The organism is Streptomyces sp. NPDC007095 (assembly GCF_040634475.1).
Lineage (GTDB): Bacteria > Actinomycetota > Actinomycetes > Streptomycetales > Streptomycetaceae > Streptomyces.
In genome coordinates this window covers 1-17,045 of sequence record NZ_JBEYFS010000245.1, presented here as the reverse complement: position 1 = coordinate 17,045, position 17,045 = coordinate 1, and the positions used below count along the sequence as shown (strand labels likewise).

At 70.0% G+C, this 17,045-nt stretch carries 16 protein-coding genes and 1 pseudogene; 10 read left to right on the top strand and 7 right to left on the bottom strand.

Translation table 11 applies throughout. From position 1 onward, the window contains the following. A partial coding sequence (locus tag ABZ656_RS48390; RefSeq protein WP_360277704.1) for a helix-turn-helix transcriptional regulator occupies positions 1 to 2,234 on the bottom strand: 2,234 nt, incomplete at its 3' end. Positions 2,235 to 3,127: 893 nt separating this feature from the next. Here ABZ656_RS48390 and ABZ656_RS48385 point away from each other — a divergent pair. From ABZ656_RS48385 to ABZ656_RS48370, 4 genes are all read left to right on the top strand, one after another. After that, the gene (locus ABZ656_RS48385; protein ID WP_360277701.1) at positions 3,128 to 6,910 is read left to right on the top strand and encodes a S8 family serine peptidase; all 3,783 of its coding nucleotides are present in this window, start codon (positions 3,128 to 3,130) and stop codon (positions 6,908 to 6,910) included. A gap of 341 nt (positions 6,911 to 7,251) precedes the next feature. Beyond that, entirely contained in the window at positions 7,252 to 7,458 is a 207-nt protein-coding gene (locus tag ABZ656_RS48380; protein WP_218978008.1) for a hypothetical protein, read from the top strand. Then, positions 7,455 to 7,760 carry a hypothetical protein gene (locus tag ABZ656_RS48375; protein WP_218978007.1) on the top strand — a complete coding sequence of 102 codons (306 nt, stop codon included), beginning with the start codon at positions 7,455 to 7,457 and terminating at the stop codon, positions 7,758 to 7,760. Before ABZ656_RS48380 ends, ABZ656_RS48375 begins: the two co-directional genes overlap by 4 nt. A 189-nt stretch (positions 7,761 to 7,949) precedes the next feature. After that, the gene (locus tag ABZ656_RS48370) at positions 7,950 to 8,297 is read left to right on the top strand and encodes a hypothetical protein (protein WP_101402984.1); all 348 of its coding nucleotides are present in this window, start codon (positions 7,950 to 7,952) and stop codon (positions 8,295 to 8,297) included. 45 nt (positions 8,298 to 8,342) lie between these two features. Here ABZ656_RS48370 and ABZ656_RS48365 read toward each other — a convergent pair whose 3' ends face one another. Beyond that, the gene (locus ABZ656_RS48365; protein ID WP_360277696.1) at positions 8,343 to 8,744 is read right to left on the bottom strand and encodes a hypothetical protein; all 402 of its coding nucleotides are present in this window, start codon (positions 8,742 to 8,744) and stop codon (positions 8,343 to 8,345) included. 262 nt (positions 8,745 to 9,006) lie between these two features. Here ABZ656_RS48365 and ABZ656_RS48360 point away from each other — a divergent pair, with 262 nt between their 5' ends. Together ABZ656_RS48360 and ABZ656_RS48355 are read left to right on the top strand one after the other, a co-directional pair. After that, entirely contained in the window at positions 9,007 to 9,288 is a 282-nt protein-coding gene (locus tag ABZ656_RS48360; RefSeq protein WP_101402983.1) for a hypothetical protein, read from the top strand. 127 nt (positions 9,289 to 9,415) lie between these two features. Next, positions 9,416 to 9,802 (top strand): STAS domain-containing protein, encoded by a 387-nt coding sequence (locus ABZ656_RS48355; RefSeq protein ID WP_101402982.1) that lies wholly within the window; start codon positions 9,416 to 9,418, stop codon positions 9,800 to 9,802. Between the two features lie 36 nt (positions 9,803 to 9,838). On the opposite strand, the gene ABZ656_RS48350 is transcribed toward ABZ656_RS48355, so the two are convergent. Together ABZ656_RS48350 and ABZ656_RS48345 are read right to left on the bottom strand one after the other, a co-directional pair. Further along, positions 9,839 to 10,198: a DUF5994 family protein gene (locus tag ABZ656_RS48350; RefSeq protein WP_360277691.1), complete on the bottom strand. Its 360-nt coding sequence runs from the start codon at positions 10,196 to 10,198 to the stop codon at positions 9,839 to 9,841. Next, positions 10,096 to 10,611 carry a response regulator gene (locus ABZ656_RS48345; RefSeq protein WP_360277707.1) on the bottom strand — a complete coding sequence of 172 codons (516 nt, stop codon included), beginning with the start codon at positions 10,609 to 10,611 and terminating at the stop codon, positions 10,096 to 10,098. The genes ABZ656_RS48350 and ABZ656_RS48345 overlap by 103 nt, the downstream gene beginning before the upstream one ends. A 105-nt stretch (positions 10,612 to 10,716) precedes the next feature. On the opposite strand from ABZ656_RS48345, the gene ABZ656_RS48340 reads away from it, so the two are divergent. Continuing rightward, positions 10,717 to 11,199: a septum formation initiator gene (locus tag ABZ656_RS48340; RefSeq protein WP_101402980.1), complete on the top strand. Its 483-nt coding sequence runs from the start codon at positions 10,717 to 10,719 to the stop codon at positions 11,197 to 11,199. Positions 11,200 to 11,304: 105 nt separating this feature from the next. Here ABZ656_RS48340 and ABZ656_RS48335 read toward each other — a convergent pair whose 3' ends face one another. Beyond that, positions 11,305 to 12,561: a serine hydrolase domain-containing protein gene (locus ABZ656_RS48335; protein ID WP_101402979.1), complete on the bottom strand. Its 1,257-nt coding sequence runs from the start codon at positions 12,559 to 12,561 to the stop codon at positions 11,305 to 11,307. Between the two features lie 274 nt (positions 12,562 to 12,835). On the opposite strand from ABZ656_RS48335, the gene ABZ656_RS48330 reads away from it, so the two are divergent. The 3 genes from ABZ656_RS48330 to ABZ656_RS48320 all read left to right on the top strand — a co-directional run bounded on the left by ABZ656_RS48330 (position 12,836) and on the right by ABZ656_RS48320 (position 15,466). After that, positions 12,836 to 13,414 (top strand): carboxymuconolactone decarboxylase family protein, encoded by a 579-nt coding sequence (locus ABZ656_RS48330; protein WP_101402978.1) that lies wholly within the window; start codon positions 12,836 to 12,838, stop codon positions 13,412 to 13,414. Further along, a complete protein-coding gene (gene sigJ, locus ABZ656_RS48325) occupies positions 13,411 to 14,262 on the top strand; it encodes an RNA polymerase sigma factor SigJ (RefSeq protein WP_101402977.1) in 852 nt (283 codons plus the stop codon). The genes ABZ656_RS48330 and sigJ overlap by 4 nt, the downstream gene beginning before the upstream one ends. Before the next feature lie 226 nt (positions 14,263 to 14,488). Next, entirely contained in the window at positions 14,489 to 15,466 is a 978-nt protein-coding gene (locus ABZ656_RS48320) for a cytochrome c oxidase assembly protein (RefSeq protein WP_360277686.1), read from the top strand. A gap of 310 nt (positions 15,467 to 15,776) precedes the next feature. On the opposite strand, the gene ABZ656_RS48315 is transcribed toward ABZ656_RS48320, so the two are convergent. Then, positions 15,777 to 16,280: a hypothetical protein gene (locus ABZ656_RS48315; protein WP_180362273.1), complete on the bottom strand. Its 504-nt coding sequence runs from the start codon at positions 16,278 to 16,280 to the stop codon at positions 15,777 to 15,779. Between the two features lie 276 nt (positions 16,281 to 16,556). Then, positions 16,557 to 17,045, bottom strand: a pseudogene (locus ABZ656_RS48310) (hypothetical protein); the annotation flags it as partial.

Sequence of the window (17,045 nt, the reverse complement as noted above, 5' to 3'; positions counted from 1 at the left end):
CTGAGGAACGGGTGGGAGAGCGTGGCGCGCTCGGCCAGCTGGACGAGGGTCAGGCCCCGTTCCTTGCGCAACTTGCGGATCGCGCTGGCCTCCACCACGCAGGCCGGCTGGTCGTCCGGCACCTGTCGCAGCACCTCGGCGGCCGCGTCCGGCCGGCCCTCGGCCAGGTGGGCGGCGGCGGCGACCAGAGCGACGTGAGCCTGCGCCCAGGGTGATGCCACGTCCGTGGAGACCGTCGGGTCCACCGCCGCCAGGGCGGCTCGGGTCTTGCCCCGGGCCAGCAGCAGACGTGCGGTCACGATGGACCGCCCCGTGGCCGACACCGGGTCCCGTGTCGCCAGGCGCGAGCCGACCGCCTCGTCGAGGAGGGCTTGGGCCTGATCCAGTTCGTTCCGGTCGACGGCCACGGCGGCCAGGACCACCCGCCCGATGTCCGAGCCGGACGATCCGCACAGGCCGAACCGCTCCGAGTCGGTCATCGCCGCCAGTGCCTTGCGCTCCGCCCTGACGAGCCGGCCGTTCAGGTAGTCGATCAGCGCCAGGTGCCCCAAGGAGTCCTCTCGCGGAAGCGCCGTCGAGGCCCCGCCGGGACAGCCCGCCGCCGCGGACAGCGCGGTGCGGGCGTCCTCGAAGCGCCCGGCCCACAGGCGCGCCGAGCCCAGATGGGTCAGCAGCAGAGCGATGAGTTCGGGATGTTGCCCCAGGAGGTGGGCGGGAACCGCCTGTCTCAGTCCCTCGGCCGCCTCCGCGGCCCTCTCCGCCTGGAGAGGGGACCCGGCCAGCCGGGCCGCCAGAGCCTCCAGCAGGGCGCAGCTCAGCCGCGCCGCCGCCGGGCCGGGCGCGTCGGTGGCCGCGTCGGGCACGTCCGCCGCCAGGCTCGCCTCGGCGTGGCGCAGACGGGCCAGACCACGGTCGAGGTCGCACTGGGACAGGTCCCGGGCCGCTCGGACGACGTCCGTCGCGGGGCTCGTGGCCTCGGGTCCCATCCGCGAGAACAGCTCGGCCAGCTCGTCACGGCGCAGACCGGTGAAGAGCTGCCCGATCGCCAGACCGTCGACGAAGGCACCGGCGGTGAACTCCCAGTCGCCCGCGGCGGCACCGTGGACGATCGTCTCCGGGAGGGATCCGGAGCTCAGCAGCCACCGGGCGGCCCGCCGGTGGAGTTCGGGCTCCAGTCCAGGACACCGCTCCCGCAGATGCGCCCGGAGGATCTCCCCGAACAGCGGGTGGAGCCGGTACCACGAGTGTCCGAGGTCCTCGACGAACGCGTTCTCGCGGTGCAGCTCGGCGAGAATGGGTTCGGCGTCGGCGCGCTGCGTCAGCGCGTTGGCCAGATCGGGGCAGAGGCGCTCGAGGACGCTGACCCGCAGCAGGAGGTCCTGCGTCTCGGCAGTTCGCCGCTTCAGCACCTCGGCCAGGAGGTAGTCGGCGACCGTACTCCGCCCTGCCTCGAATTCCTTCAGGTATCTTTCCGGATCCGGGCTCTCCCGCGCGGCCAGGGCGCACAGCCGCAGGCCGGCCGCCCATCCGCCGGTGCGGTCCACGAGCGCCCCCACCGCGGGCGTGGGCAGGCGCAGGCCGTGCAGCTCCAGGAGTACGGCCGCCTCCTCGGGTGTGAAGGCCAGTTCCGCGTTCCGGATCTCCGTCAGGTCACCGGCCGCCCGGTAACGGTGCACCGGCAGCAGCGGCTCGGTGCGGGTGACGAGGATGAGGCGCATTCCCGGTCCGGCATGGTGCAGGACGAATTCCAGCTGCTCCGCGATCTCCGGCGCGGTCACGCGGTCGTATTCGTCGAGCACGAAGATCGCCGGCCGCTCGCGTCCGCTCAGCTCGGCGGCGAGCCGTGCCAGCAGTTTGCGGTCGACCCGGCTCGCGTCGACGGGACAGCGAATGTCGCTGGGGACCGGCACGCCCGAGGCCCGCAGGGCCTGGAGCACGTACGCCCAGAACATCCCGGGCTGCTGATCCGCCGCGTCGGCGGTGAACCAGGCGACCGGATGCCCCAGCCCAGTGACCCACTCGGCGACCAGCAGGGTCTTCCCCGCCCCGGCCGCTCCGTTGACCACCGTCAACGGCGTCAGTAGAGCCTGGTCCAGGTGTTCGACCAGCCGCTCCCGCCGCAGGAACGTGACGGGCCTCGTCGGCGGCGCGAACCGCGTGCGCAGAAATGGGTCTCCCATGGGATCGACCCATCCGACGGTCGACCCCTGGCCGCTCTCCTCGATCCCAGCCATGGTGATCGCCATTATCCCGTCAGATCACGGGCGGCGCTCTTCTCACCCTTGTCCCAGGCGCTCTTCTCACTCCTGTCCCGCGGTTCCCGCTCGTGGTCCTCCTGCGGCTGCCGGGCCGGTTTCCCGGGTGCGCCTGTGCGGCCATCCGATCCTGTTGCCCGTCCGGAGAGGGTCGAGATCCGCTGCGGAGGCGGGGACGGCGGCGTACCCGACGAGCCCGACGCGGCCGGGAACGAGGACACCGGACTCGGCCTCCATCCGAACCGTGCCCGCCCTGGCTGCGTGCGGCGGGCCGCCATGCGGTCAGCGCCGGTACCCGTCTCCGGCAGAGAGCCCAGGATCGCACCATCGGTCCAGGGTGCCGCCTCGCCGACCACCAGGCGGGAGGAGTCGGGGCGTTCGGCACCGGTTCCGGCGCCGCCCGCTGCCGCACGAGCGCCCGACCGCAACCGCGGCCCGCCCGTCCCCGACGCCAGTTCGGAGATGACTTGACCCTCGGCCAGAGAAAACGGAAAAGGAAATCCCCAACCCGAATTTCACTTCTCGCAATAATCCCATGAACCGACACATCCGCATTGCCCGTCCGCGCACAGTTCCTGTACTCACAGCGCACAACAAAGAGTCGCGAGAGACCGTCACCACTCCCCACCCCCAATCACACGTGTAACTCGGCAGTTAAATCTTCGACGGCACACGACGCCCATCAAGGGACAAGTGCGAACTCTTCAGGATGTCCGGCAAGAAGGGCTTGGATGCAATTGTCCGATAGCGAACGGCCCTTGGTTACGACCGAATTAACGGGCTTGTTCGACCGACCGAAAGGTCTTTCTCGGTAATCGTCGGACGTATAAGTTTCCTCGCGACCTCATTCCTTTACGAGTCGAGGAAACCTCTTGGCAACCAACTCGTCCGGCAGGTCACGCCTGCTGGCCATAGGAGCAACTCTGCTGGTCATCGCGGTGACCCCGCCGATGTCAGCCGTTGCTCAGCCCCCCTCCACCGATGCCGACAGCGGTGCCGCGAGCTCACCGGTCGCCGGTCTGCCCGCTCCCGCCTCCGTCACGTTGGTGACGGGCGACAAGGTCACCGTCACCCCCGCGGGCAAGAACCCGGCCACCATCACCGTCCGGGACCCCGACGGCGACACCTCCGACGCCAGGATCACCAGCGTCGGCGGCGACACATACGTCTATCCCACCTCGGCCGACCGCTATCTGGCGGCAGGTGTGCTGGACAGACGGCTCTTCGACGTCACCCGGCTCATCGCCGACGGCTACGACGACGCGCACATCGGACACGTACCGCTGATCCTCACCTACGAGAAGGGCCTGGGCAGCACCGAGAAGAGCGCGCTGAAACAGGCCCGTTCACTTCCGGGCGAGGCGACGGACATCCGTCCGCTCACCAGCGTCAACGGGGCCGCGCTGGCCGAGGACCACAAGGAGGCGGCCGCCTTCTGGGACTCCCTCACCGGTACCGACCGCGACCAGGCCGGCCTGCGCTCTCCGGCCGCCACAGAGGCGACCCCGTCCGACGCCTCCACGTCGTTCACCGGCGGCGTCGCCAAGGTCTGGCTGGACGGAAAGGTCACCGGTCAACTCGCGGAGACCACGGCACAGATCGGCGCCCCGGAGGTCTGGGCCGGCGGAAACACCGGCAAGGGCGTCGATGTCGCGGTGCTGGACACCGGCTACGACCTCAGCCATCCCGACCTCGCAGGCGTGGTCACCTCGTCGGAGAGCTTCGTCCCGGGCGAGGACGTCGACGATCAGCACGGACACGGCACCCATGTCGCCTCCACCATCGCCGGCAGCGGCGCCGCCTCGGACGGCAAGGAGAAGGGCGTCGCACCCGGCGCCTCCCTGCACGTGGGGAAGGTGCTGAGCAACGGCGGCAGCGGTCAGGACTCCTGGATCCTGGCCGGCATGGAATGGGCCGCCCGAGACGTCAAGGCGCGGGTGATCAGCATGAGTCTGGGCTCGGACGAGCCCAGCGACGGCACCGACCTGCTCAGCCGGTCGGTGAACGAGCTGAGTGCCGAGACCGGCGCCCTGTTCACCATCGCCGCGGGCAACTCGGGCCCCGGCGACCACACCGTCCGGGCGCCCGGTACGGCGACCGCCGCACTGACGGTCGGCGCGGTCGACTCCCAGGACGCCATCGCCGACTTCTCCAGTCGCGGACCTCGCCTCGGCGACGACGCGCTCAAGCCCGAGATCACCGCGCCCGGCGTGGACGTACTGGCGGCACGCTCCCACTACTTCTGGGAGGGAGAGGGTTACTACGTGACGCTGAGCGGCACTTCGATGGCGACCCCGCACGTCGCCGGAGCCGCCGCGCTGTTGGCCTCGAAGCACCCGGACTGGACCGGCGCCCAGCTCAAGGACGCCCTGATCAGCACCGCCGCGCCGACCGACGCCATCAGCGCGGACGACGGAGGCAACGGCCGGGTGGACGCAGCGGCCGCCACCCGCTCCACGCTCTTCGCCACCGGTACGGCCGATGCCGGAATGCACTCTCTGGGCGGCGAGCCCGGCGAGACCGTCGTCAAGCCGGTGGAGTGGACCAACACCGGCGACGAACCGGTCAGCGTGGACCTGGCGGTGGACGCTCCAGGCGCCCCGGCCGGCCTCTTCGCCCTCTCCGCCCCGCAGTTGACGGTCCCCGCCCATGGGAGCGCCTCCGCGACCATGACCACCTACCTGGACAAGGCCCCCGCCGCCCACCGCTACACCGGCCGGATCACCGCGTCCGTCTCCGGCAAGGTGGAGACACGTACGCTCATCGGCGTCAGCACCCAGGAGAAGCCCCACCACCTGCGCGTCGAGCTCCAGGACCGGTCCGGCAACCCGCTCGACGGCCCGGTGGAGTTCCTGCGCAAGGGCGGCGGGGCGAACGCCTACTCGCTCGCCTACAGCTCCGGCGGTGTCGTCGACACGATCGTCCCGCCGGGTACCTACGCGGCCTGGGCCTTCGGGGAGGTGGAAGGCATCCACGGCAAGTCCTCTCTGGGCCTGGCGCTGCTCACCCAGCCCCAGATCGACGTGCACGGTGACATCGATGTCGTGCTCGGCGGGCCCTCGCTGCGCCGGACCGACGCCCCGACCCCCAGACCCAGCACCACCGACACCCAGGGTCGGATCGACTACTACCGGACCTTCGGCGGCGGCGAGGATTCCGGCACCTCGATCAATGTCGGCGCGGAATACGACAGCGTCTGGGCCCAGCCGACCGCGAAGGTCTCGGCGGGCTCGATGACCTACACGGTGCGCTGGCGCAAACAGCAGCCGCTGCTCGCCCTCGCCTCCGGCAGCCAGTCCTTCGACGACCTGTGGCTTCAGCCGGGCTCCGCCAAACTCCCCGAGGGCCGCGGCAGCCTGTCCACGGTCTTCGCCGGGTACGGCACGAAGGCCGACTACGCCGGGCTGGACGCCGCGGGCAAGGCCGCCGTCGTCCGCTACAACGGCGACGACGAGCAGATCACCGCGGCCAAGGACGCGGGGGTCAAGCTCCTGCTCCTCGTCAACGACGGATACGGCCGGCTGCGCGAGCCCGTCAGCCGTACCACGCTGACCGTCGTCGGCCTCTCCAGGACGGAGGGCGAGAAGCTGATCTCGCGCATCGAGAACGCCGTGGACGGCAGCGTCGCGCTCGACACCGTCTCCCACCCCGTCACCACCTACCTCTACGACCTGGTCCACAGCTGGCAGGACCGGATCCCGACCGACCAGACCTACGCGCCTGAGCCGAGTCAACTCGCCACGGTCGAGGTCGGATTCCGCAACGACCCGACCCACGAGGTCCAGGAGTACCGCTACGACGTCCAGCCGTATCTGCCCTACCGGTACGGCGTGACCTCGACATCGAACACGGGCACGCACCGCACCGACTACGTCAGCACCGACAAGTCCGTGCCGTGGATGGAGGAGGTGTACGAGGTCAGCAAGGTGCCCGAGACCTGGCAGAACTCCGACCGCGTCACCTACCCGGCGGGCAGGACGACCGAGGTGACCTGGTTCGGGCCGATCCAGCGGCCCCGGGTCAACGGAAGCATCGAGCTGCCCCACCGCACCGGTGACCATCTCGTCGCGTACGTGCCCGGCTGGGGCGACTCGGGCGAGAACCACGTCGGCACCTTCGGGTACGGCCCCAACACCCAGACGACCGAGCTCTATCAGGGCGGCAAGCTCCTCGCCACCACCGGCGGCGGCTGGATCGAGGCGGACGTCCGGCCGGCCAAGGCCTCCTACCGGCTGGTGACCGACACCGCCCGCACCGGGACCTATCCGTACTCCACCAGGACACACACCGAATGGGCCTTCGCCTCGGCCGCCACCGCGGACGCCGACGAGGTGCGGCAACTGCCGCTCGTCCAGCTCGACTACCGGATACCGACCGCTCAGGACGGCAGTGCCGAGCGTGACGCCGAGCTCCTCGTCACCCCCGCACACCTCCCCGGCGACCCGAGCAGCGCCCTCCGTACGAACACCATCGAGCTCTCCTACGACGACGGCGCCACCTGGAAGCGCGCCACACAGAGCAACTCCGCCAAGGGAGCCCTCGTCCGGCTCCATGCCCCGGCCACTGCCCGTTTCCTCACCCTGCGCGTACACGCGAGTGACAGCCGCGGCGACACGGTGACGCAGACCATCACCCGCGCGGTCGGCATCGGCTGATCGCCGCCACTCACCGACGTACCGAACCGCGGGCCCGCGGTGCACACCCCGGGCCCGCGGTGCCCCATCCGCATGCGGATCGGCCAGTGGGTAGGAATCCTCTCTGGTACGAGAATTCTATTATCGATTGTCGATAGGCACATGCCCATTCGCGCTACGCTCCCGGCGTCCGAGCCGAGCATGGGGGGGCAGCGAGGACGATCGGACAACTTGCCTAGGACCCAGGGTCGAGCAGCAGTTGGAGCGCACAGCACTCACGATTCACGAATGAACTCACCCACCCATACCGCATCGACACCGGCGGCACGGTCCAGGAGCAAATACGGATCACCGCGGACGCCGTGTTCCTCGACACCGGTTCCCCCGGCACACTCCGCCTCCTGGTCAAGCCGCGGGCCAAGGGCCTCGTGCCCGACCTGCCCGACGCCATCGGCACCCAGTGGGGCAACAATGGCGACCGGATCTACGCCTGGATCGGCATGGACGGTGACATCGGAACCCAGCAGGGCGGACCGGCCTGTGTCGGCGGACTCGGCTCACACTCGTGAACGCGGGGTCACCCATCCGGGCCGGGGGCGTCAAGGCGATGACCGTCGTCGGCTTCGGCATCATCGACGTCGCGGGCACCCGGGCGTACGACGCGGACCATGACGACGCCGTACTGACCTGGCCGTCCTCCGGCGACGCCGCGCTCGAGAAACTGATCGCGGCACGCATGCAGGCCATCGTCCGCCAGGATCTCGGACGCGTCTTCTGGACGATCGCGGTCACGGATGCACCGCTCCGGTTCCCTTCTCACCGTCAGCCCCTGCCCAGCCGCCGGAACTCGCCTCTGTCGACATCACGTTGACACGGCCGGTTGCCGGGCGTTGACTGACAGGACGGTGCGGAGCCCCTGCCATTACGGTGACACACTCCACTGACCACGACAGCCGTGATCACCGGCAGGTGAAGCACCCTTCGGGCCTGTGCACGACGCGGCCCCGCCAGGGCGACGACACCGACGCGGCCGGTACGACGTACAGGAAAGTGGCACACGATGATGTACGACCAGTCACGCGCCCAGCAGCCTCCGGACAAACAGCCCGGTTCGGCCGGGCGTCGTACGCCGGGCCCCGAGCCGCTGCTCCCGTCGGACGAACGGGACAAGCTCGCCCAGCGCCTCCAACACGCCCTCAACACCTTCGCCGACAGCCCGCGTGAGGCGTTGGAAGAGGCCGAGACCGCATTCGACGAGGTCACCGCCCAGCTCATGAGCACTCTCGCGGAACGGCGGCGTGTTCTCCACGCGACCTGGCAGGACCAGGACCCCGGGACACAGCCGGACGAACTCCGGCACGCGCTGAGGCAGTACCGGGAGATCACACAACGGCTGCTGCGCATGTAGACAGCCGACGGTCACGCCCCGTCCCGGGTACGGCGGCCAGGACCGTCAGGCGGTCTCGCCGTGGTGGGTCCGGTCGGCGGGTGGTCTGCTGGTGTCGAGCCAGGAGCGCAGCGGGCCGGCGGCGTGCGAGGCGTCGATCGTGAGATGCAGTCGCACCCCCGTCCCCGATCGGCCCTCGGGATAACTCCGTTGCTCGTCCCCGGCGAACATGAGCCGGAGCGCGTCGGCGACGCGCCGGGCCGCCTCGGGGTTCTCGGAGACGAGGCGGACCTCCACCCGGCCCTGCCCGTGGGGCTCGTCCGAAGACGCGGCGCAGTCCGATCGGTGTGTGGCTTCGGAAGTCATAGGGCGGAACCTGCCCCGGACCGGAGCGGCCCGTGTCTGCTGCGCGACGAGGACGAGACCGGTCAGATCACCGGCATACGACGTGCCCTCGGTGGTTCCCACCGTACTCCCTCCCGCTCGCGCCGACCCTTACAGCGTGGGCGGGAGTACGGTGGGGAGTACCGAGGGCATTCCGCACACCGGCCGTCACGCCGGGTCGTTCTCGGTGAGCGATGAGCCCGGGCCGTGACCTCAGGGGACGGCCCGAAGACGGGTCCGCATCATGTCCGCGACCTTCGAAGCGCCTCTGCCGCGGCGTGAACCCGTCGCCGCCCCGCCCGCCCGCCTCGCGCTGAAGACCGTCGGAATGTGAGGCGCCCGCACCATGGACACCGACCTGACCGTCACCGCGTTCCTGCTGCTCATCACTATCGCGGCATACGTGATCCACCGGCTCAACACCCAGCACGCCGAAAGGATAGCCGTGCATCGGTACAGCGGCCTGCTGTCCAGCCGCCGACGCGGCCACGAGGCGGCCCGGCCTCCCGCCCCGCCGGACCAGTCCGAGACGGCGAGGTCGGGTGAGCGACGCGACCACCGCGACGGAGGCCGCGGCCGCTTCCCGCCGCGCCGCCATCGGAGCCGCACCACCCACAACGAGCGGTGACCCGTGCCGCCCCACGGCCGCCGTACACAGCGCCGGTTGGCCCCCATGCACACAAGCTCGGGCCGGATCTCCCGTCCAAAGTCCTCCCGTCCTCAACCCACGGCTGCCAGGAACCGAGGCCCGCACCATGACTCTTCCACGACTGAACGTCTACCGGCACGATCGGGGGAGTCGGGCGCTCATCACCCTGGCCGGTGAGATCGACCCGGCCACGGCCCCTCTGGTGCGCACCGTTCTCGAGCGGTGCCTGGGCGACGGGATCACCACCATCGACGTCGACCTGACCACGGTCGGCCGCTGCGACAGCAGCGGCCTGAACGTCTTCCTCGAGATGTCGGAGCACGCCACCACGGCGCACGCCTCACTGCGGTTGCACCACCCGTCCCCACCCACGGCGCGGCTCCTCGCGCGCACCGGCTCCACTCCCCTGCTCCTCGACCCTCCGGCGGCTCCGGTGCCGTCTTCCCTCCTTCACGACCTCCGCTCCACCGCTCCCCCGCCGAGCCCCCGCTGACCGGTGGTCAGCGCGACCTGCCGGGCACGGCTCTCGTCAGTGGACGTCGGCCGCCACGGCGGCCATCAGGTACTCGGCGTCCGCCGCGTCGACCTCCGGGGACACGACCAACAGGTCCCATCGGCCACGGGCCGGGCTGAGCAGGCAGACGGTGTGCCGGTCCCGCGAAACGGGCTCCCTGCGCAGTCGTACGACGTGGTTGGCGACGAGTATCCGTCCCGGCGACGCGGACCACATCTCCGCGTTCACGGTGACACCGTTGATCTGCCCCCAGTCCCGGGGCAAGGCGCCTATCAACAGGGGGAGTTCGACCAGCAGATTGCGTGAGCGGGGCCACCATGCCCCGTCGATGCGCCGCGGCACCGCGCTGTGCGGCGCCAGCCGTAGGCGGGCCACGGGCCCTGCGGGCGGGGGCTGGAGGACGGAGGCCATGAAGGCGTTCCTGTCTGGGGGCACGGCCTCATGGCCTGCCCCCCGGTGCTGTCTGCGGCGGACGGCGGGCGGAAGGAACGACGGGACAGCCCCGGGTGAGGAGATTGGTGAGGACGAATCAGGCGGCAGGCGGGGCTTCTTGGCCTCGGTTCCCCCACCGGTACGGGGCTGACCGCACGCAGCATGCGCAGCAATCGGATGCCGTCCAGATCCGGCAGGCCGAGGTCGAGGACCACGAGATCGGGACGCTCGTCCAGCGCGATCTGCAGGCCGCCCATCGCGGTGTGCGCGGCGGCGACCGCATGGCCGCGCTCACTCAGGGCGCGGATCAGCGGTGTACGTATCGTCGGGTCGTCTTCGATCAGCAACAGGCGCACCACAGCAGGCACGCTATCCGAGTCGGCGGGCGGGCCGACCCCCTTAACCCTCCCTTGGGGTCCCCCGGTTCTGTCGTTGACGACGGCCGCGGGACAGTCGTCCGCATGCCTTCCCGCACTGTTCTCGCCGTGGCCGGCTGGGCGACCGCCGCCGTGGCCGCCACGCTCACGGGCCTGGCCGCCGTACAGGTCATCGGCGACGGGATCACCTCCTCCGCGGACGGCGGGGTGCTCACCCCGGAGCAGGCCGAGCGGCACTTCGCCTCGGCGACGGCTTCACCGTCGCCCGGCCCGAGCACGGCGTCGCACACCCCGGCTCCGACGCCCTCACCGTCCGCGGGAGGTCCCTCCGCCACCACGGTCAAGGAGGTGTTCTCCACTACGGGCGGGACGGTCATCGCCGAGTGCGACGGCGCGGTGGCGCGGCTGGTGTCGTGGGCCCCCGCCCAGGGTTTCGGCATCGAACGCGCAGACGCGGGGCCCGACGAACACGCCGAAGTGAGGTTCGAGGGCGCCGCAGGCAAGGTCGAGCTCCGCGTGCACTGCGTGCGCGGCCGACCCAGCGGGTCATGGAAGCAGGACGACTGACCGGACGACCAGAGCCGACGGCCGTCGAGCTGACGGCACACCACTTCGGTGGTGCCGGTCGTCACCGGCCCGGGGGGACTTGTACGTTGCGCGGAGCCGCCCTGCCTATCGGCCGGCGGCGCACAGCGCGTGGTCGATCAGAGTGCCGGTCGCCCGGTTGAGCGCGGTCAGGTCGGGCATCGCGGAGGTGGTGGTGACGGAGATGGTGACCGCGCGCCGCCCGTCCGATGTGACCGCGGGGCGGGTGTAGGTGCCGAACCCGTCGCCCTCATGCATGTAGTAATGGCCGCCGCAGGACAGCGGGATCTCGCGCAGGCCCAGGCCGTAGGTACCCTCGGGCAGCTCCGCGACGTCGTCCGGGTCGTCGGTGCGCCGTACGGTCTGCCGCATCTCCCGCCACTGCTCGGCCGGCAGCAGGCGGCCGTCGGCCAGCGAGCGGAAGAAGACGTTGAGGTCCGCGGTGGTGCTCACCACCCCGGAGTCGGCGGTGTGCAGGTAGCTGTTCGTGGTGACGTCGAGCCTGGTGCCGTCCGTGCCGGTCAGATAGGTGCTCACGTACGGTGTGGGCAGGAACGGGTCGAAACCGGGCACCGAGGTCTGGCGCAGGCCCAGTCCGGCGATGATGCGGTGCTCGACCAACTCCCTCCAACCGGTGCCGCTCGCCTTCTCGGCGATCATTCCGGCCAGCAGGTAGTTGGTGTTGGAGTATGCCCAGCGGGTGCGGCCGGCCTCCGGCACGAACAGCGGCTTGTGGGCCACGGCCATCACCACCAGGTCGTGAGTGGAGGTGTCGTCGTAACGGTTCTCGTCGAAGTGCTCGCGGAGCTTCTGCTGGATGTCCGGGTCGTCCATGTAGTCGAACAGTCCGCTGGTCTGGCGGAGCAGGTCGCGCACGGTGATCCGGGAGCCGTCGTTGCCGTTGCCGGAGACCACGCCGGGCAGCCAGTGCTCGACGGTGTCGTCCAGGGAGAGCTGCTTCTCGGCGGCGAGTTGCAGCACCACGGTGGCGACGAATGCCTTGGTGGTGGAGGCCGTCCGGAAGTGCGAGCCCCACGGCACGGGGGCGTGGGAGCCGGCCGACACGGTGCCGAGGCGGGCCTGTATGCGCCCTCCGGACAGGCCGTCGATCCTGGCCAGCACATTCACGTCCCCGCCGCCAGCCTTGCGTACGGCGGCCAGGTCGCGGCGGAGCTCGGCCTGGGTGTATTCACCGCGTGCGGCGCGGTGCCCGGAGGCTGCGGAGGCCGCCTCCGGCAGCAGCACGGCGGCGACCAGGGCGGCTGCCGCGAGGGCGGCGGCCGACGCCTTCTTCTTGCCGGTCTTGGCTGTTGTGCGCTTCGTGCCGGTCTCGAGAGAACGCATGGTTCGAACCTCCGGTTCGCGCTGGTGGACCACGGTCCGCTGACGCCAACCAGCCAACCGGACCCCGAACCCGGGGCCCATGGCCCTACCACCCGTACCAGAGGTGGTGCCGGCCCCGCCCATGGTGGGGAAAACCCGAAGCCGGCCCCACCTGCGGTCCCGAGGTTCAGTGCACCCTCCCCGTCCCCGGTCCCACCGCTCGTTGTCACATGCGCGAGGCCGGCGGTGTCTTCATGTCGAACCGGCAAGCAGGCACACATACAAGGAGAACACCATGACGCTGCGCGTCCCGAAGGCCGAGCTCCCCGTAGAGCTCCGCGAAATCATGATCAAGCAGCTCGGTGCCGTGCCCGAGCCCGTCGAGGTGCTGTGGAACAACCCCGAACTCGCCGAAGCCAACCAGGAGTTCTCGGCCAAGGTGGCCACGTGGGACGCGGCCGACGCGAGCCTCAAGACGTTCGCGCACATGGCCGTCGCGGCACAGGTCGGTTGCAGCTGGTGCCTCGACATCAACTACTTCCACGCACTGAACCAGGACCTGGACCTGGCCAAGGCGAGCCAGGTGCCGCGCTGGCGGCAGTCGGAGGTGTTCACGCCACTGGAGCGGGACGTGCTGGAGTACGCCGAGGCCATGACGAACACACCGACGACCGTCACCGACGAGTTGTCCGCACGGCTGCTCGACCGGCTCGGCCCGGCGGCGATGGTCGAACTCACCGTGTTCATCGGCTTCGCCAACCTGGCCACCAGGTGCAACACGGCACACGGGATCACGTCGCAGGGCTACTCCGATGCCTGCGAGATTCCGCTGGCCGCGCGTGCGCAGAACTCCGGCGTAGCGTCGACGGCATGACCGAGGACCCGTTCGTCGCCCATCGCAGCCTGCTGTTCACAGTCGCCTACGAGATGCTCGGCTCGTCGGCCGACGCCGAGGACGTGCTGCAGGAATCCTGGCTCCGGTGGGCCGACGTCGACCGCGCGCAGGTGCGTGACCCGCGGGCCTACCTCGTACGAACCGTCACACGGCAGGCCCTCAACCGTCTGCGGACCTTGTCGCGCAGCCGCGAGGAGTACGTCGGCGAATGGCTGCCGGAGCCGCTGCTGACCAGCCCTGACGTCGCCGAGGACGTCGAGCTCGCGGAGAACGTCTCGATCGCGATGCTTACCGTGCTCGAAACGCTCGGGCCGACAGAGCGCGCGGTGTTCGTGCTCCGCGAGGTCTTCGAGATGCCGTACGGCGAGATCGCCGAGGCCGTCGGCAAGTCCGCGGCCGCGGTGCGCCAGATCGCGCGGCGGGCACGCGAACACGTGGCGGCCCGGCGGCCGCGGGTGCCGGTGAGCCGGTCGGAGCAGCAGGCCGTGGTGGAGCGGTTCCTGGCCGCGCTGCGCACCGGCCAGTTGCAGGAACTGCTGGACGTCATGGCACCGGACGTGGTTCTGATCGCCGACGGCGGCGGGCTTGCGTCCGCCGCGCCGGCTCCGATCCACGGGGCCGCACTCGTGGCGAAGATGCTCGCCCGCCCGGACCGGGTGGTGTCGGCCGTGTGGCTCAACGGCGCGCCCGCGGGCAGGATCGAGCTCGACGGGCGACTGGCCGCGGTGAGCCTCGTGGTGGAAAACGGGAAAGTCATCCGGATCCACGCGATCGCAAACCCGCGGAAGCTGACGCGGCTCGATGAACCGGCCGAACTCACCAGGTAGGACCGGCCTCTGCCGCTGTGGCGTCGTGTGTTCCGGGCGGTTCGGACCGCCCGGAACACTCACGACCGCACAGTGCAAGGACGCGGACCGGGGACCGTCGCGCTTGGTATGAACTGAGTATGAGCTCGGTGTGACCGCCGCGAGTCCGGTGCGTGCGCGACGGGGGCCGGTCGTGCGCGGCATAGAGTGCCACGGCAGATCTGGCTTGCCGTGGAGGTAGAACGCGATGGGGAATCCGCCACAGCTCACCGTGGGACGGCTCCTCTTCTCATGGGAACTGGACGTGCCCGCGCTGCTGGTGGTCGTCGTCCTGGGCGCGCTGTACGGCTGGGGCGTGCTGCGTCTGAGACGCCGGGGCGAGCACTGGCCCCTGCCGCGTGTCGGCGCCTTCGCGCTGCTCGGCCTGGGCACCCTCGTCGTGGCCACGATGTCCGCGCTGGCCGTGTACGACCACGTGCTGTTCTGGCCGGCCGCCGTCCAGAACGTCCTCCTCGACCTGATCGCACCGCTCGGGCTGGCCCTGGGCGATCCGCTGCGGCTGGCCCTCCGTTCCCTGCCCGAGGGTGCCGCCGGGCGTGTGCAGCGGGCGCTGACCGGACGGCTGGTGCGGCTGCTCACCTTCCCGCTGGTCAGCACGGCTCTGGTGCTCGCGACGGAGTTGACGGTGTACTTCACGCCGTACTTCGAGTCCGCTCTGGGCAACGACTGGCTGCACGAGGTGATGTATCTGCATCTGCTGCTCGCCGGAAGCCTGTTCGTCATGCCGATGCTCACCCGCGAGGAGGCGCTGCCGAGGTGGTGTACGCATCCGGTCCGGGCGGCGCTGGTGTTCCTGGACGGGATCATCGACGCCGTACCGGGCATCGTGGTGATGACTCACGGGACGCTCATCGCCGGAACCTGGTACCTGCGTCACGCGCCGTCCTGGGCGCCGGACGTGCTCCATGACCAGCAGCTCGGCGGTGGCGCGATGATCAGCATCGCCGAGTTGGTGGCGCTGCCCTTCCTCCTCGCGATCCTGGTGCAGTGGGCCCGTACCGAACGCGCCGAGACCGTCGTACTGGACCGCCGCCTGGAGGCGGAGCTGGTCCCGGCGACGCCCGCGCCGGGAGCGGCACGGACATCCGAACTCGTACGTCCCTGGTGGGAGACCGAGAACAGCGAAGTCGCCCAACGCATCCGGCACCAGCGGCCGGGACGTTGACACACGCATGCCGGTCTTGTCCCACGGGCGCCCGATCAACGGGTTGCCGGAGGCGGACGTGGCACTGACCGGCGTCGAGGCATTCGTCTCTCGAGGCTCATGCACGAGCCGCTCCTCGTCCGTGGCGCGCCGTGCGGCAGGATGGGGCCATGAGCGTAGTCAAGAAGAAGCACATAGCCTTGACCTGCGGCGATGCAAGCCACGCGACCCGTTTTGATCCAGACCCCCCGGGTGTCCATTTCGCGGAAATGCGCCTAACCATGGGGGCCGGGTCTCCGGGGGCTGTTCGCTCAGAGATTGACCTACCCCCTTACCTTCTTGGCGGCCCCGCGATGGGCGGCGGTTCCGCGAGGCGCACAACACGATCCGCCTCAACATCGAACCCGAGTACCGGATGACCGTAATCGCCCTCCGGATCCATCAGTACCGGCTTGCCCATCCGTCGACCGATGTCCCGCAGAAAACCGCAGAACAGATCGAGTCGCGCCTGTCCCTGAAGCTCCCGCAGATCCATATCGAAGTCGATCTCCTCCGGCGCATGGAAGCGGAAGATCGCCAGCACCTCGGTTGACGGCCAGACCCGCAGCTCAGGGCACTCAGCGTCGGCCGGGCGGGAGAGCACTGTCTCCGCCTTGGGCACCGGCAGCACCGTCTCGCCCTCGGAGTACTGGCATTTCCAGCCGCGCTCACCAACGAGATCCAGGAGTGCCTGCCAGTCTGCCACTGAGGCATCTGGGACGCGCACGTCTGGCAGCGAACCCATCAGGTCCGGATCGAAGAAGTACGCAACGTCATCCCACAGCAGATCAGACACCCCGCCATGCTGCCTGGCAGCCCATCCCGACGCAGCCCAATTTCCGAGACGAACCACACAGGCCCTCCTTTGCCCAGACACGAGAAAGACCGTCCGCCACAGTGGGCAGACGGTCTCTCAAAATGAACATCTACCGCTGTAGGGCACCGGGAACGGTGCCACCATCGTCATTCGTCACCGGCCGACACCATCCGCAGGGCCACAATGCCCGCAGGAACGCCCACGGCCCGCCGCCGGAGGGATTCCAGCAACGGGCCGTGAACGGCGCTCAGGCGCCTACTTGACTGGTGCCTCCGCCCAGTGCACGGCCACCCGTTCCGCCGTGTTCGCGTTCCGGCCCCTGCCCACGCTGCGTGCCACGCTCACACGGTCAATGAACAGCGCAAGGAACTCCCGTCGTTCGGAAAGGGCCCAACCGGCCCACGTCGACTCCGGCCCCAGCGGGTCCCCCTCCGGGTCCGTCCACTCCGAGGGGATCGCCACCGTGCCAGCCTCGGCGGTCCCCAGTTCTTCCACGCGTCCGGCCGTTCGCTCCTCGTGCGCTGTCAACCGCTCCACGGACTCACGGAACATCTGGTCACCCACGGCACCCGCGTACAAACCTGCCTGCCGGTCGACGTACAGCGTGCGGAGCGCTTCGCGTACGTGCTCCAACTCGGTGCGAGCGGCTGCTAGTGCCGCAACAGGCAACGTTCGCCCCGTCGCGACGCCCGGCACGCACTCTCGCCGCACCGGCCGAAAGCCCAAGTACGTCCAGTACGAGGA